Below are 15385 nucleotides of genomic sequence, written 5' to 3' on the forward strand. Positions count from 1 at the left end.
ATGTTATAACATTTCCTTAATATTAAGTCTTGAGGGGGGACATAATATGCAATTAGAACATTCCCACAAGTTACCCGTTACTGTTCTATCTGGTTTTCTTGGCGCTGGCAAAACAACGGTATTAAGTCATATTCTCAATAATCGACAAAGCCGCAAAGTCGCAGTAATCGTTAACGATATGAGTGAAATCAATATCGACAGCTCAATCGTCGAACACGAAGTCTCACTGAATCGAAGTGAAGAAAAATTGGTTTCAATGAGTAACGGTTGTATCTGCTGCACGTTAAGAGAAGACTTGCTACAAGAGGTAAGTAAACTGGCTCATGAAGGGAAATTTGACTACCTTGTTATTGAATCAACGGGCATTTCCGAACCCCTCCCGGTAGCAGAGACGTTTACATTTGAAGATGATAATGGTGATTCGCTGTCAAATGTGGCACAACTCGACACTATGGTCACGGTTGTTGATGCAGTAAATTTCTTCAATGATTATGAAGAAGCCAAATCACTACAGGCCACCGGTGAATCACTTGGCGAAGACGATGAGCGCCGTGTTACCGATCTCCTCATTGATCAAATTGAATTTGCCAACATTATTTTGCTTAGCAAAACCGATTTGGTGTCGACCGAACAAGTTAAAAAACTCACGGCAATTATCCGCACTCTGAATACAGACGCGGAGATTGTTCCGATCAGTCAGGGCGATATTGACGTCAATAAAGTGTTGGGGACTGGCCTATTCGACTTCGAAAAAGCCGCTCAATCTCCAGGTTGGTTGAAGGAGATGCGTGGCGAACACGTACCAGAAACAGAAGAATACGGCATCAGTAGTTTCCCTTACACCGCACGTAAGCCATTTCATCCACAGCGTTTTTATGATTTTCTCAATAGCTTGCAGACCAATCGCCAATTAATCCGTTCTAAAGGGTATTTCTGGCTCGCAAGCCGCACAGGTTATGTAGGGCAATGGAGTCAAGCTGGTGGTGTCTCTCGCCATGGTTTTGCCGGATTATTTTGGAAAGCCGTACCGAAACAATATTGGCCAACAGATGCTGATAGCCTCAAATCAATCAACGATATTTGGGTAGAACCATTCGGCGATATGCGTCAAGAGCTCGTTTTTATCGGTCAAAATCTTGATCAAGCCATGCTCACCGATCAGCTCAACCACTGTTTGCTCACCGAAACAGAGATGTATAACGCTGATTGGGAAGCCTTACCTGATCCATTTCCAGCTTGGGACAATTAATTCATGAGCTTAGTAAACGAAACCGATCCTGCATCAAAGAGCCTTAACTGCACCGCTTCGATCGGAAAAGAGCCGCAAACTCTAACCCACATTTATCAACCTGAACACAATCTTGTGATTTGGCAGCGTCATGTGCCACTAGAGTGGCAGAACGAAATAACGGCGGCGATTCAATCGGGTTGGTCAATCAAACTCGCTTGTCGCATGACAACAGACTCCGCCTACGCACAGTTGCAACAGGCGCTTGAGCCACTCTCAATTACAAATGAACTGAGTGACCACATTGCCGAGCTTATAGATATGTTTGCGCTGCTATTTGAACTTGAGGAAATCGGCGTCAGGCTAACATCCTTAAACAGCACGATGTGCCCTCGTTTCCACATTGACCGAGTTCCATGTCGCTTGATTACTACCTTATCAGGTCAAGCCACAGAATGGTTATCAGATGCTGATGTACAGCGTTGCCATCTAGGTCCTAGAGGTGCGGAGGTTAGTGACCTTGACGTTGGCTTGTACCAATCCCCAGAACAAGTACAACAAATGCACATAGGCGATGTGGCGCTCCTTAAAGGTTCACAATGGGAAGGTAATGAAGACAACGCTATCGTACACCGTTCTCCAGCATTATTGCCTAACGAGAACCGATTATTACTGACGCTAGATTTTGGCTAAGCACTATCACATACATTCAACCTGAACGACCGCTATGACTAAGATTGAACGCATTCTCAACTACGCTAAAGACTCATGTTTAACCCATGGTTCACACCTTACCCCAAAAAGAAAAGTCATTTTGATGGGGTTAATTGAATCAGGCAAAGCACTATCCGCCTACGAGTTAGTGGACTACTGCAAAGAAAACTATAGCGAAGTTATCCCTGTGATGTCGGTGTACCGAATTTTGGAGTTTTTCCAACAGCTTCATTTGGTGCACAGACTTCATATCGTCAATAAATATGTCTCATGTTCACATATCTTAGATGACGATGATAACGAATGTTCTCTGTTCTTAATCTGTACTAAGTGCAACAAGGTTAAAGAAGTTCATGTGGATGAGTCTATGTTGAGAAATTTAAAAAACAGTATCAATGACAGCGAATTTCATGTGGTGACACCGCAGCTTGAGTTGGAATGTGAATGTGATGAATGCGCCGAGAAAGACACACAGACCCGCTCTAGCCAAAAGATGAATCAGGACAAACGATGAAAGCATAAGGAATCAAACAGACTTACGTCGTTAACGAAAAATTCATTGCTATCGGCTTCACTCCCCATATGGGCGAACTAACCGTTAATTTAAGATTGGATACACTATGAATAATCTACACCCGCTACCCGATATTACTTCTGCTGATCAAGCAATTCAGCCTGCAACCCTACAATGGGTAGGCATGTCTGGGGTAGCTGTTCCGCTTTATATTCCAAATTCTTCAGGTTCCTCAATCCCCGTATCTGGCAAAGCCGAACTCTTTGTTAGCTTGGATAAAGCGGAGGCAAAAGGCATTCATATGTCGCGTTTATACGCAAACTTGAATGACCTATTAGCACAACAAGAGCTGACTCAATCTGCTTTGGAATTATTCCTTTTCGCTATGGTGGAATCTCAAGCAGGAATCAGCCAAAACGCATGCTTCAATGTTGAATTCGATCTACCACTGAACAAAAAAGCGCTCTTGAGTGATAAAGCAGGCTACCAAACGTACACCGTGCGTTTACATGTTGAAAAGCGTCAAAATGTAGCACAAACCCGTGTTGAACTGGCCATTCCATATTCGAGTACTTGCCCTTGTTCAGCCTCATTATCACGCCAATTGCTAGCGCAAGAAATTGAACAACAATTCTCTACAGGTAACATTGATAAAGAGCAATTACTGCAATGGATTCAATCTGAAAAAGGCACTGTTGCAACGCCGCATAGCCAACGCTCTTTTGCTCATATCCATTTGACCTTTGAAGATTATCACTGCCCTGATTTACCAACACTGATCCAACATTTCGAACAAGTGATTGGAACCCCAGTACAAACAGCGGTTAAGCGCCAAGATGAACAAGCATTTGCCGGGCTAAATGCCCAAAACTTGATGTTCTGTGAAGATGCGGCTCGTCGTCTTAAAAATGCTCTCGAAGCAATGGAACAGGTAAGTGACTATTGGTTCAAAGTGGATCATCAAGAAAGCTTACATGCGCATAACGCCGTTGCCATTGATCAGAAATATCCGAATAAATAGGAACTGTGAGCTCATGATTAGAAAAAACCCATCAGGTCAATTGCCACATATTTCGCCTAAGGCTTTTATTGACCCAACCGCCATTATTTGTGGTCACGTCATTATCGAAGACAATGTATTTGTCGGACCCTATGTGGTCATTCGTGCTGACGAAGTGAATGCCGAAGGTACGATGGAACCTATCATCATTAAACAAGATTCAAACCTACAAGATGGGGTAGTGATTCACTCAAAAGATGGCGCTGCCGTCACGGTTGGGGCTCGAAGCTCTATCGCTCACCGCTCTATTGTGCACGGTCCATGTACGGTTGGCGATGATGTATTTATCGGTTTCAACACGGTGATTTTTAATACTCACATTGGGAATGGTTGCGTTATTCGCCATAACAGCGTTGTCGATGGTATGGATTTACCAGAACAATTCCATATACCGCCGATGACCAACATTGGCCCCCATTTTGATCTTAATAGTATTGAAAAAGTGCCGCCTCAATATTCAGAATTTTCTGAATCTGTCGTGAGCGCTAATAACGCCTTAGTGGAAGGTTATAAAAAGATTTCTAACGAATTTTAGTTTTGTCGAATTGATGAGGTAAACATTCATGCTGAGAAGGTAGCCTCATCTTTTCGACATTTTATCTATTGGGCGAGCCAACACGTTATACGCATGGCTCGCTTTCTTAAATTAATGGGCAAATTTCAGCAGCACCACACCAGACATAATCAACATCACTCCCATATAACGCACCATCGATGTAGGATCGTTGTAGAATAAAATGCCAACTAAAAAGGTGCCTGCTGCACCAATCCCAGTCCAAACTGCATAAGCAGTTCCCATCGGAATTGATTTTTGAGCAAGAAATAACAGAGTACCGCTGATTACCATAAACGCGATTGCCATCCCTATACCAAGCCATTTACATGTACCAGATTGAGCTAATTTCAATCCGATTGGCCATCCAATCTCAGTTAATCCTGCTAACACCAAGTAGAACCAGCTCATAACACGTTACTCCTCTTAGTTAGAACAGGTGATTTGCGCGACATAGTATCAACGATTATGATAGTTAAAAGTTAATTACTATCGAATTTTTTCATATGTTGAGTTTGGAACAAGTTAAGATGCTCGTGCTTTCCGCAGAGCTCGGATCATTTTCAGCCTGTGCGCGACGGATGGGAAAAGTACAATCCGCAGTCAGCCATGGTATTAGTAGTTTAGAGATCGATTTAGGTGTCGAGCTTTTTGATCGCTCTTCCAGAAGCCCAAAGCTGACGGCTGCAGGTGAGCGCTTACTACGCAGCGCAAAGACTCTATTATCACAATCAGATGAGCTGGAACGCATCGCAGATTCTATTCAACGTAAAGAAGAAGGGGTACTCACTATTGCGATAGATGATGGATTATTTATTCCAGAGATGAGTAACCTTTTGCCGCAATTGGCCAATAAATTCCCTTTTCTTCAGTTAGACTTGCTCACCTTAGCATCGACAGATATTAGCCATGAGGTTGCCAATGGTGACGTCGATTTGGGCATTATGTTTTCCGAAATTGAAGAGTTGAAGCAAGTCGATTTTTGCTACGTTGGCAGTGTTGACTACATAGCAGTGTGTCATCCGGATTTTGCTTTAGCCTCACATCCGGTTATTTCAGCATCAGATTTAGTTCCCTACCGCCAAGTTGCGATTCGAGGAAGGCTGAAACAAGAGTCACAATCTCTCATCAGCATGTCACCGAAAGTATGGTGGTGCTCAAGCCATCACAGTGCACTGCAGTTAGTACAACAAAAAGTCGGTTGGGCATATTTACCTGAGTTTTTGGTTGAGACTCTTATTGCATCGGGTGAACTGCATCATCTGCAAGTCGCCTTTGATTATAAGCCGTGGTCGGTTCCTATCGATTTAGTGTTCAAAAAAGGGGGACCTCATGGACCAGCCTATCAATGGTTATTTGATGAAATAAAAGCCATGTACGCAAAACAGTAAATCAACTGTGATATGCATGGCGCAAGGCACAGCTATAAAAAAACCACGACGTTAGACGCCGTGGTTCGATACTGTATACTGATTTTGCTGAGATCAACCGATTCTAGGTTGTGTCTCTTCATCCCGATACGTAAGTACTTCATAACCATTGGCGGTCACGAGTACCGTATGTTCTGATTGTGCCGACAATTTTTTATCGCGCGTAATGACGGTCCAACCATCACGTTTATTTTTAATTTTTGCCGTACCTTGGTTAATCATTGGCTCAATAGTAAAAATCATCCCTTCTTTTAATTTGAGCCCAGTGCCTCGACGGCCATAATGAAGAACATGTGGCGCTTCATGCATTTCTTGGCCAATACCGTGACCACAATACTCGCGCACTACACTATAACCATTTGTTTCAGCGTATTTTTGAATCGCATAACCGATGTCACCCAAGGTTGCGCCAGGCTTAACTTGTTTGATCCCTTCCCACATAGCTTCATAGGTGGTGTTAACCAGTTTTTTCGCCAACGGCGATGCCTCTGGCATCACATACATTTTACTAGAATCAGCGATATAACCATTTTTCTCTAGTGTAATATCACAGTTAATAATATCTTTGGCTTTCAGAGCTTGTCCTTCTTTAGGAACACCGTGGCAAACCACCTCATTAATAGAGGTATTGAGAACATATTGGTAATCATACTGACCTTTACTCGCAGGGCGAGACTGCAGTTCATTAACAATAAAATCTTCTACTTTGTCGTTGATTTCCATTGTCGTAACACCTGGCACGACAAAACCATCAAGCATCGCAAATACCTTGGCTAAAAGCTTGCCAGATTGGCGCATTAACTCTTGTTCTTGTTGATTTTTAATAATGACAGTTTCAGTCATTCATTCACTCCTCTGCACATACGTCTTCTGGTATTTCAACATCTTTCATCAGCTGAGCAATGATGTCGTTAAAGGACAAGCCAGGATTTTTTTCAGCCAACATTCCAATTTTCATCCAAAATTCCGCTTGTGAGTTTATCGAACGCAGCATAACTGCACTCGCTTTGCGTACTTCCGCATGCAAATTATCTGAGATTTTTACAATACCCATAATATACGTTTCATATATAAAACATATACGCATGATAGGCTTATTTATTGAACATTCAACCATGTAAAAATCAAGGTTAATACACTACTAACAAAGAATTACCTTGCATAATTCTTTGTGGCTATTTTAAAAATCCAAATAATAACCTATTGATTTAAAATAAAAATTAAAACAAAAAAAGCAAATAAGAATATTAGATTTATACGCTTTTATTTATATACTTAAACATACCTTTTCACCATTAAAGATCAGCGAATGAAGAAAATCGTATTGGGTTGTATTCTGTGGTCTCTATTAGTGTTAACTATCATTGGTAGTGTTTTGCTTCCTATCCAAACCGATCGCGTTGTGTCTTTACACAACATTGAACCACAAAAAAATAGTGCATTAGTCTTTTTCGGTTTTCCAACATGTTCAGGAAGTTGTCCTGTCACCATGGCCTACCTTACCGACATGATTCAAACATGGCCAAACGATGGCACTGATTCTCCCGATATCATATTTATTAACATTGACTTAGACAGTAATGAACATGCAACACAAGAGTACGCGCAGAGCTTTCATTCCTCTTTTTATGGCTACCAGCCCACATATAAACAATTAAAACAATTTACAGCTGACTTTGGCCTCAACATCAAAAAAATCCAAGATGACATATCGCATAAAGCAAGAACTTATTATATCGAGAAGCAAGGTAGTCAGTGGCGGCTAAAACAAGTATTTAACCCAGAGCGATTGGAATACGCACAACTATCCAACGCCCTCTCAACCGACGGAATATAGACATGTTTAAATATCTATTTATGCCGTACAACGCCGCACTGACACCAGAGCTAAAACAGGCGTTTACTGACGACTTTAAAAATACAGATAAGATTCTTATTGCCGTATGTGTCGTTTACTTTTTGCTTGTCGCTGGTGCCACATCGCAACAATATGGCTACTATAAACTCGGTCTAATCGGTGGAGGCATAGCAGCGATCATACCGTTGATTGCCTATTTTACGATGGCAGGGACAGTTATGTGCCGCGTGATCATTGCCACCGCGCTTATGTTGTTTTTTATTATTACGACACAACAATCCAATGGGTTGGGAGAAGGACATTTTGTCTTTTTCGTTAACTTAGCGATGCTCACCCGCTACCGTGATTGGACTCCACTTCTAACCGGATTCCTTGTTGCAGGTATTTACCATTTTGCTATCACCTATTGCCAATTTGCGGGTGTCTCTTTAGGCGGTATCAATCTGCTGATATTTTCTTGGGGAGATGAAACGAGCTGGGGACTGCTTGCGCCGTTGACCTATCATTTGGTCATTGCAATCATCGCATTCGTCGTAGGAAGCTATTACGTATTAGAAGGTAACCGCAACTTTACCGAATCCCACATGATTAAAAACGCGGTTAAACGAGGCTATCGAGGTGACATGACATCGCACCTCAACACTGAATTGGTCGACACTGAACTTACAAAACAAACCAATCAGTTTTTTATGTCGATTAGAGAGACATTAACAAAATTCGTCTCAGTCACGCACTCTCTGACTCAACATACTTACGAATTATCAACGTCTTCTCAAACTTTAGCGAGCAGTGCCTCTTCCCAAAGTTCTGAAATACGTGGCATTACTCACTCAGTGGAAGAAATGGTCGAAGCAACTCGCGCTATTGCAGAAAATGCCGAAGAGACGTCACATGGTTCCCAGCAATGTGTTACAGCATCAACAGAAGGAGCAAATGCGGCGAACCGTTTTAGTCAATCAATTGCCTCATTAGCGAAAGAAGTCGGCGCTGCGGGTTCAATTATGGATGAAATAGAAAACCGTGGTCAACAAATCAACAGCATAGTATCAGCCATTCGTGGTATCGCGGAGCAAACTAACTTATTAGCACTGAATGCTGCGATTGAAGCTGCCCGTGCAGGTGAACAAGGCAGAGGCTTTGCCGTAGTAGCTGATGAAGTACGGGTTCTTTCTCAGCGCACACATACATCGACAGAAGAGATCACTGCTATGATCCAATCTTTTCAAGAGATCACGTCGAACGCCAGCACCTCAATGCAATCTTGCCAAGAACTGGCAGCATCATCCGTTGAAGAATCTCATGGTGTGCAAGAACACTTTGACACCATTTCTACCACTATTGATTCGATAAATAATCGCGTCGCTCAAATTGCGACAGCGGCAGAACAACAATCGATGACGAATACAGAAATCAGTAATAACGTCACCCAAGTTTCTACTTCTGCACAAACTTTTACCGATGAATCAAAAGGCATCGACCAACATGCGCAAGAGTTACGTCAACTTAACGAAGAACTCAACACCATACTTCAGCATTTTAAGCTGAGTTAATCGAGCGGATTTAACAGGGCTAGATAGCCCTGTTAATATCAAGCTGAACTTAAGTCAAACTAACACACCTTAACCTGTTCAGTGACACCCAATCGTTGAGCTTGAAAAGCGTTCAAAAATGCACCGGTAAAATCCACATACTCAGACTTTGTGCCAATCAAGTTAGTTTCACGTAGGTCACTGCCCAAGAAGGATATTGGTGCACTGCTCGTAATATTGAGGTTGCCACCCACAAAACGACAATGGTTGAATCGAACATTTTGGCTATCACAAGAAGCCAAATCACACTCAACAAAGGTCGCAGCTTCAATAGAAAAATCACTGAACTCGATTGATTGCCCTGTACAACATTCCCAACGGCTTTGACTTTGAGTGGATTCAGGCTCATTAAACGCAATATCTTTCCACACAGAGCCAGTTAATGTGCAATGGCTTAATGATAAACGATAGGCTATCGTTGAACGGATCAGACACCCCGACAGATTACAATGTTCAAATTTAGTGCCTATCAAGGATGTTTTTGTGAATTGGCACACTTGGTCATCGACAAAAAAATCACAACGATGAAATGACGAATGATTACATTGAGCGTTGGAAAAATCACAACCGATAAACTGACAGTCAGTAAATACCACGTTTTCCAATGTAGCGTTTTCAAATGATACGTGATGAAAAGAACATGACGAAATAGTACCTCCGTATTGAGCGATTAACACTTGGATATTCGTTATATCGTTTGTTTGATAATGATGCTGATATTGAGTCATCAGTGATGCTCTCTAAATTACGGATGATTAATGATGGCGATTATACCTAAGTCTCTGTATGTGCGAGGATTCACAGATCAATAATTCGTGCATGTTTATCATGTTTTGCACTCCGTTTGTTCTATTTCTTTCCGGTTGCTGCAGAACTTAGCAACCCGATCATACTCGAATGCCTCTCCCTAATCCGAGAAAATGTTTAAAATTTAAAGCGCTAATCAAAAATCCTTCGCATTATGACAAAGTGTGGGATTGCCCTAGCACCTCGGTTGTAACCATCAGCATCACCAACACTTGTTAGCAATAGCAGTGAAGTGCACACCAAACATTAATAGGAACCGCTCGGTTTTATCTAGAAAATCCCTAAAATCACTTTAATTTTAATATTTGCATAATTCAAAATCATCCTTATTTAACAAATAGTTATATTGATAAAAGATAATTTAAAATGCAAAAACCGTGATCGAAATAACTTATTTGTAGATTTGCGAAAATTTTTTATTGCGCAGAAAAAATTCTGAATCTAATATTCAACTGCTTCTTGATGATAGCCAATCCTAGTACATCACAAACTCATTGTGGCAAGGCGATAGAGCAACTATCCAAGAGTGACTTTGACGGCGTTTACACGCTTTTATTTTCGCTCCGCTTTTCTTGCTCTTTAACCACATATGTGAGGAAAGCTTGTTACTGTATAGGAGGGCTATTATGGCTCGCTCAGTATTGGATTTTTCCGCATTTTCTCACTCTGTATCTTCAGAAGAAACTCATCTTATTGAATCATTAGTTGCTCAATACGGCGCACCACTTATGCTGCTTGACTGCGATAGCATTCGTCAGCAATACCGTGCGTTAAAAGCAGCACTTCCAGGCGTGACTTTGCACTTTGCATTGAAACCACTACCGCTCCCCGCTGTAGTGCAAACCCTGCTAGCTGAAGGTGCGAGCTTTGACTTAGCGACATCCGGTGAAGTTGATCTGGTCGCACGAGAAGGTGTTCCAGCAGAACGTACCATTCATACTCACCCAATAAAACGTGATGCTGATATTCGCGATGCATTGGCGTATGGCTGCGACGTATTTGTTGTTGATAACATGAATGAGTTAGAAAAATTCATTCCTTATCGTGACCAAGCAGACGTGTTAATCCGTTTAAGTTTCCGTAACGCTGAAGCGTTTGCTGATTTATCGAAGAAATTCGGTTGTTCGGCAGATGGAGCAATTGAAATTGCGACTCGTGCACAAGAATTGGGGATTCGTATCAAAGGCTTGTCGTTCCATGTCGGTTCACAAACCATCGACCCAACCAAATATGTAGACGCGATTCACGCGTGCCATGAGGTAATGGTACGTATTGCGGAGCTTGGCCTTCCTGCGATCAGTACACTTGATATCGGTGGTGGATTCCCAGTGGCATATAATGATGAAGTGATGCCTATCGACCAATTCTGCCAACCGATTAACGAGGCACTGGCCTGTTTGCCAGATACCGTTCAGGTTCTCGCAGAACCAGGGCGCTTTATCGTTGCTCCAGCAATGACGAACGTCGCTTCAGTGATGGGACAAGCCGATCGTGAAGGTGAAACTTGGTACTACTTAGACGACGGTGTGTATGGTTCGTTCAGCGGTTTGATTTTTGACCATGGCGATTACCCTATTATCTCTCTAAATCAAGAAGGTGAACGTTTCCCAAGCGTTTTAGCTGGGCCAACTTGTGACAGTATTGACGTGGTTGCAGAACATATTTTGCTACCAAAACTCAATAATGGTGATTTGATTATCACCCGCATGATGGGCGCGTACAGCAGTGCAACAGCGACAGACTTTAACTTCTTCAAACGTGCACAAACTGTTGTGTTAAACGACATTGCACTTGAAAATCGTATGATTGGCTAACCATCCAGTTATGACTTGCACAAAAAATGGCGCTCTTAAAGCGCCATTTTTATTCTCTCTTTCGTTATTTAGCAAATAACTGTCCCATATCTTGAAACGCCTTAAATTCAAGCGCATTTCCACATGGATCGAGGAAAAACATTGTAGCCTGCTCACCCACTTCGCCTTTAAAACGAATGTAAGGTTCAATAACAAACTCTGTGTTATGCTCTTTTAGGCGTTCAGCTAGAGCATGCCAATCATCCCAATCAAGCACAACACCAAAGTGTGGTACTGGCACATCATGACCATCAACTGGATTGGTATGAGCAGACTGTTGAGACGGTGTTTTAGGATGCTCGTGAATAACCAGCTGATGCCCAAAAAAGTTGAAATCAACCCACTGAGTGCTCGAACGCCCTTCTTCGAGACCAAAAACTTGACCATAAAAATGGCGTGCCGCAGGTAAATCATAAACTGGTATTGCTAGATGAAATGGATTAACTTTCATATTCCCTCAATGTATTACTACTTCCATGTGTATCCAATATTAGATGACCATTTGTTATCGCCTTGCGACAACGTACTTCATAATAACTAAGCAAGCTCAGATGAGAAGCAGTAAATTTTTATGTGATTAGATAAAATTTACTTATGCCCAACGGTAGACATCACGCTTACGCTACTTTAGTCCAAATTGCTCTATTTGGCCTATTTCCCCTCTGTGGCATTGTGATGCTGGCTTCGGTTCAATCTAACCGCCTCATATTTCGTAATTATTTTTAATACCAATATCGAAATGGAGCGGCATACGCCATTTTGCTAATGAGAGAAAAGTAAAAATAACCCCACTTAACAGAAGTAAAATTCCCGCTATTTCAAACCATTGAAAGAAAATAAGTAATACAGAGGGTGCCAAAAATAGTGGTATTGTTTTTAGACCAATTACGCGAAAGCAAAATGATTCTTTTAGCGCAATCCCACTAAAAGTAACAAAGATAAAACCAAGAGTTAACCACCAAAACTGCCAATGGTAATCAGCGACGATAAGTATGGCAGATACCCATGTCGACCATTGAATAACGAATCGGATCACTTTGCTATACACATGAATATTAGCGGCACAAATGATGGAGGATATGAAGGCAATGACAATCGAACTATGAAGACTGACACCAGTCTGTGGCATGCGATGTAGAAAATTAAGACCAAGCAGGAACAGAGAGAAAGCAAATAAGGAGATACCTAAACGGTAAAAACAAACGCTCAACTTATCAAGGACGTCGAGCGTATCTTGGTATTCTGGGTTAGCCATGGGAGTTACCTAACATAAAGAAGGAGTTAGTATAACCCACGCTGAAGTATTCAATCTAGAGACTGTTTTTTTGCGATGATGTAGTGATAATAACTTTCGTAAGAGAATTCCCCTGTTTGAGGACTTTGAATACACTGCACATCCGTAAAACCATTACTTTCTAACAGACGGGTGGTTTTCTCTAAATCATAACAAGTGAAGTGTGACTCATACAGTTTTGTGGCACCACTGTCATCAACAACTAAATTACGATTGACCAAGCAATCACTCTCTTCCACAAAAAAGCGTTTTGTTATTCTCACATGTGGTAAAGCAGAGAAGTAAGTAGCATCTTCACTTCCAGAAACCAATGTCGATTCAGACAATAAAGAAGCAAAAAAATCAGGATGAAATACTTCTAGAATAATGTAACCATCCTCCCTAATATGCTGAGCTGCAGAACTAATAAGAGAGCTAGAATCTTTTATTTCGTTTAATAAACCAAAGAGCACTAAACCTGCGTCGTATTGTTTTTCACATTCCATATCTTGGATATTACAGCAAAAAAACTGGCTATCACGAACGTGTTCTTTAGCATACTCGATTGCCGCAGGTGATATGTCAACACCATCACAAGAGTAGCCGAAATAATTAAATTGCTCACAATATAAGCCCGGTCCACAACCTATATCAAGCAATTTTCTTCCGATACTCAACTGCTTAAACAGTCCATCTAAGAAACGAACTTCTTTTTGTATAAATGACTTTGCCCGAGAACCACTTAAACTATTTTGATTTAGGTGTTCAACCAGCATTAACTTACTAAACTCTTCATTACCCCATGGTAACAATAACGAGTCATCAGCCTTTTCACTAAAGAATTTATTAATTATATTTTTCATAACAAAATGAGGTGGCATTTGCCACCCCCACTCCTAACATCTATATTATAGAAGATTCTTTATACTATAGATTAATTAAAATGCGTTAAATGCGTTAAATGCGTTAAATGCGTTGTTCATAATTTTATCCCTTTAATTTCATTGATTTAACTAACTTTTGTCAGCCCGAAAAAGCTTACTCATTAATACCAACACGGTCAATAATGTTATCATAAAGGGTCGAACCATGTCCCAGCCCAGGACACAAAAAGCCCATTGCCATATACATATAATTTTCACGCTATTTTGTATTATCATGACACGATTATATATAGACTAATGATATCATTTAATGAATAGTAAGTTCTACTGGCTTTCTGCTGCACATTTATTATCCTCTACAGCCTTATCAAGTTTCTTATTAATCCAGCAATACATCACCACTAACGTTCTATCATCTCCCGAGTTAGTGGGCATACTTCTTGCCGTTAACTTTTTACCTAAAGTCGTTTTTATTCCTATTGGTGGTTATATTGCAGACAGATATAGTAAGCGAGCATTGCTATTTAATACTACGTTTTTAAGAATTATACTGCTCTTATGGGCAGCTTATTTCTCCTATGCTGGCAGTTTAGCGATGGAACAGCTTTATGTCATATCTTTTGTTTTTGGTATCCTAGACGCTATATTTATACCAACTGCAAACTCATGTTTACCTTATATTGTATCTAATAAAAAGTTACATAAAGCTAACTCTATTTTTTCTGCTTGCTACCAGTTAGGGGTGATTATTGGTCCGTTAGTTATTTCTATATTGATTGATGATTTTTCCTTAACTGACGCCCTGATTTCTACTGTTATCATTTTAATTATTTGTAGCTTAGCGACTTTACAGGTATTGACTGAACCTGTCTCACAAAACGGTTTAGTTGAGGGGCCAGTGAAAAGTATTCTATCAGGATATGAAGTGATCAAAAAAATCAATATGGCGCAAGACCTCGGATTTTTGACTATCACTAGCTTCTTTTTTATCGGTGTATTAACTGTTCTAACACCATCTTTAGCTGCCATCAACTTCGGTAGCAATGCTAAATATATTGGCTCTCTTAACGCTATCTATGGTGTTGGAATAATCGCATTTTCTCTTTTTGCTCAATTTTCCAAATCATCCCTAAGAGTCAGTCTTCTTACTGCAACCATGATGTTGTCAATACTGATAATTATGTTATCACAAACAACGACATATATACTTTCGTCAATAATTTATTTCATCTGTGGATTCATTATTTCTTGGGTCAATGTATCAGTTATAACAACCGCACAGCAACGATCACCTAAAGAGCTAGTGGGAAAAACAATCGCTTTGATTGTCTTTTCAAGTCAAGTATGTCTGCCACTTTCGTTCGGTCTTATCAGTCTACTCATTAACCTGAATTTTTCTGTTCCAGATATCACTCTAATTTATGGTATTGGCTTCATGATCTTAAGTGTAGTTGTTGCTTACATTAGACATTCATTCAATATAAAGGCCCTGCGAGAATGATTTATTAATCAATTAGATATAGAATGGTGCAACGTCCTCTTTTTGATAAATATTTAGTCTAATTTCAAATAGGAACCAGCACACCAAATAGCGATTTAACTAGATGGTGAAAGTAAATGAC

Annotated in this window: 17 protein-coding genes; 10 read left to right on the plus strand and 7 right to left on the minus strand. The window is 40.7% G+C overall.

Annotation, left to right across the window (positions count from 1 at the left end; genetic code table 11):
* Positions 1-46: 46 nt before the first annotated feature.
* The 5 genes from zigA (at position 47) to F9817_RS01295 (ending at position 4051) form a co-directional block, all read left to right on the plus strand.
* Entirely contained in the window at positions 47-1249 is a 1203-nt protein-coding gene (zigA, locus tag F9817_RS01275; protein WP_161153150.1) for a zinc metallochaperone GTPase ZigA, read from the plus strand.
* Between the two features lie 3 nt (positions 1250-1252).
* Positions 1253-1921, plus strand: coding sequence for a DUF1826 domain-containing protein (locus F9817_RS01280; protein ID WP_161153151.1), 669 nt, complete (start codon positions 1253-1255; stop codon positions 1919-1921).
* A 34-nt stretch (positions 1922-1955) separates the two neighbouring features.
* Entirely contained in the window at positions 1956-2456 is a 501-nt protein-coding gene (locus tag F9817_RS01285; RefSeq protein WP_161153152.1) for a Fur family transcriptional regulator, read from the plus strand.
* Between the two features lie 106 nt (positions 2457-2562).
* Positions 2563-3477: a GTP cyclohydrolase FolE2 gene (gene folE2 / locus F9817_RS01290; RefSeq protein WP_161153153.1), complete on the plus strand. Its 915-nt coding sequence runs from the start codon at positions 2563-2565 to the stop codon at positions 3475-3477.
* A gap of 13 nt (positions 3478-3490) precedes the next feature.
* Positions 3491-4051 carry a DapH/DapD/GlmU-related protein gene (locus tag F9817_RS01295; RefSeq protein WP_161153154.1) on the plus strand — a complete coding sequence of 187 codons (561 nt, stop codon included), beginning with the start codon at positions 3491-3493 and terminating at the stop codon, positions 4049-4051.
* 111 nt (positions 4052-4162) lie between these two features.
* Here the strand turns inward: F9817_RS01295 and F9817_RS01300 are convergent, their stop codons facing one another.
* Positions 4163-4480: a DMT family transporter gene (locus F9817_RS01300; RefSeq protein WP_161153155.1), complete on the minus strand. Its 318-nt coding sequence runs from the start codon at positions 4478-4480 to the stop codon at positions 4163-4165.
* Positions 4481-4575: 95 nt separating this feature from the next.
* Here F9817_RS01300 and F9817_RS01305 point away from each other — a divergent pair, with 95 nt between their 5' ends.
* Positions 4576-5460 carry a LysR family transcriptional regulator gene (locus F9817_RS01305; RefSeq protein ID WP_272918862.1) on the plus strand — a complete coding sequence of 295 codons (885 nt, stop codon included), beginning with the start codon at positions 4576-4578 and terminating at the stop codon, positions 5458-5460.
* A gap of 93 nt (positions 5461-5553) precedes the next feature.
* Here the strand turns inward: F9817_RS01305 and map are convergent, their stop codons facing one another.
* Positions 5554-6342, minus strand: a complete 789-nt coding sequence (map, locus tag F9817_RS01310) for a type I methionyl aminopeptidase (RefSeq protein WP_161153157.1) — start codon at positions 6340-6342, stop codon at positions 5554-5556.
* Between the two features lie 4 nt (positions 6343-6346).
* Positions 6347-6553, minus strand: coding sequence for a ParD-like family protein (locus tag F9817_RS01315; RefSeq protein ID WP_161153158.1), 207 nt, complete (start codon positions 6551-6553; stop codon positions 6347-6349).
* A gap of 255 nt (positions 6554-6808) precedes the next feature.
* Here F9817_RS01315 and F9817_RS01320 point away from each other — a divergent pair, with 255 nt between their 5' ends.
* Complete coding sequence (locus F9817_RS01320; RefSeq protein ID WP_161153159.1) at positions 6809-7336, plus strand: SCO family protein; 528 nt, start codon at positions 6809-6811, stop codon at positions 7334-7336.
* Between the two features lie 2 nt (positions 7337-7338).
* Complete coding sequence (locus F9817_RS01325) at positions 7339-8907, plus strand: methyl-accepting chemotaxis protein (RefSeq protein WP_161153160.1); 1569 nt, start codon at positions 7339-7341, stop codon at positions 8905-8907.
* A 59-nt stretch (positions 8908-8966) separates the two neighbouring features.
* On the opposite strand, the gene F9817_RS01330 is transcribed toward F9817_RS01325, so the two are convergent.
* Positions 8967-9674, minus strand: coding sequence for a pentapeptide repeat-containing protein (locus F9817_RS01330; RefSeq protein ID WP_161153161.1), 708 nt, complete (start codon positions 9672-9674; stop codon positions 8967-8969).
* Positions 9675-10379: 705 nt separating this feature from the next.
* Here F9817_RS01330 and F9817_RS01335 point away from each other — a divergent pair.
* A complete protein-coding gene (locus F9817_RS01335; protein WP_161153162.1) occupies positions 10380-11567 on the plus strand; it encodes a type III PLP-dependent enzyme in 1188 nt (395 codons plus the stop codon).
* A gap of 64 nt (positions 11568-11631) precedes the next feature.
* On the opposite strand, the gene F9817_RS01340 is transcribed toward F9817_RS01335, so the two are convergent.
* The 3 genes from F9817_RS01340 to F9817_RS01350 all read right to left on the minus strand — a co-directional run bounded on the left by F9817_RS01340 (position 11632) and on the right by F9817_RS01350 (position 13760).
* Positions 11632-12057, minus strand: a complete 426-nt coding sequence (locus F9817_RS01340) for a VOC family protein (RefSeq protein WP_161153163.1) — start codon at positions 12055-12057, stop codon at positions 11632-11634.
* A gap of 252 nt (positions 12058-12309) precedes the next feature.
* Positions 12310-12861, minus strand: coding sequence for a DUF2301 domain-containing membrane protein (locus F9817_RS01345; RefSeq protein WP_161153164.1), 552 nt, complete (start codon positions 12859-12861; stop codon positions 12310-12312).
* A 50-nt stretch (positions 12862-12911) separates the two neighbouring features.
* The gene (locus F9817_RS01350) at positions 12912-13760 is read right to left on the minus strand and encodes a class I SAM-dependent methyltransferase (protein WP_161153165.1); all 849 of its coding nucleotides are present in this window, start codon (positions 13758-13760) and stop codon (positions 12912-12914) included.
* A gap of 313 nt (positions 13761-14073) precedes the next feature.
* Between F9817_RS01350 and F9817_RS01355 the strand changes: the two genes are divergently transcribed.
* Positions 14074-15264: an MFS transporter gene (locus F9817_RS01355; RefSeq protein ID WP_161153166.1), complete on the plus strand. Its 1191-nt coding sequence runs from the start codon at positions 14074-14076 to the stop codon at positions 15262-15264.
* Positions 15265-15385: the final 121 nt, after the last annotated feature.

Origin of the sequence: Vibrio eleionomae (genome assembly GCF_009874545.1) — a bacterium.
Taxonomy (GTDB): Bacteria; Pseudomonadota; Gammaproteobacteria; order Enterobacterales; family Vibrionaceae; genus Vibrio; species Vibrio nitrifigilis.

Coding starts and splice junctions, on each gene's coding strand:
- map (WP_161153157.1), bottom strand. CDS start 6,342: ATGACTGAAACTGTCATTATTAAAAATCAACAAGAACAAGAGTTAATG.
- F9817_RS01315 (WP_161153158.1), bottom strand. CDS start 6,553: ATGGGTATTGTAAAAATCTCAGATAATTTGCATGCGGAAGTACGCAAA.
- F9817_RS01300 (WP_161153155.1), bottom strand. CDS start 4,480: ATGAGCTGGTTCTACTTGGTGTTAGCAGGATTAACTGAGATTGGATGG.
- zigA (WP_161153150.1), top strand. CDS start 47: ATGCAATTAGAACATTCCCACAAGTTACCCGTTACTGTTCTATCTGGT.
- folE2 (WP_161153153.1), top strand. CDS start 2,563: ATGAATAATCTACACCCGCTACCCGATATTACTTCTGCTGATCAAGCA.
- F9817_RS01355 (WP_161153166.1), top strand. CDS start 14,074: ATGAATAGTAAGTTCTACTGGCTTTCTGCTGCACATTTATTATCCTCT.
- F9817_RS01285 (WP_161153152.1), top strand. CDS start 1,956: ATGACTAAGATTGAACGCATTCTCAACTACGCTAAAGACTCATGTTTA.
- F9817_RS01325 (WP_161153160.1), top strand. CDS start 7,339: ATGTTTAAATATCTATTTATGCCGTACAACGCCGCACTGACACCAGAG.
- F9817_RS01320 (WP_161153159.1), top strand. CDS start 6,809: ATGAAGAAAATCGTATTGGGTTGTATTCTGTGGTCTCTATTAGTGTTA.
- F9817_RS01345 (WP_161153164.1), bottom strand. CDS start 12,861: ATGGCTAACCCAGAATACCAAGATACGCTCGACGTCCTTGATAAGTTG.
- F9817_RS01330 (WP_161153161.1), bottom strand. CDS start 9,674: ATGACTCAATATCAGCATCATTATCAAACAAACGATATAACGAATATC.
- F9817_RS01280 (WP_161153151.1), top strand. CDS start 1,253: ATGAGCTTAGTAAACGAAACCGATCCTGCATCAAAGAGCCTTAACTGC.
- F9817_RS01305 (WP_272918862.1), top strand. CDS start 4,576: ATGTTGAGTTTGGAACAAGTTAAGATGCTCGTGCTTTCCGCAGAGCTC.
- F9817_RS01350 (WP_161153165.1), bottom strand. CDS start 13,760: ATGCCACCTCATTTTGTTATGAAAAATATAATTAATAAATTCTTTAGT.
- F9817_RS01335 (WP_161153162.1), top strand. CDS start 10,380: ATGGCTCGCTCAGTATTGGATTTTTCCGCATTTTCTCACTCTGTATCT.
- F9817_RS01295 (WP_161153154.1), top strand. CDS start 3,491: ATGATTAGAAAAAACCCATCAGGTCAATTGCCACATATTTCGCCTAAG.
- F9817_RS01340 (WP_161153163.1), bottom strand. CDS start 12,057: ATGAAAGTTAATCCATTTCATCTAGCAATACCAGTTTATGATTTACCT.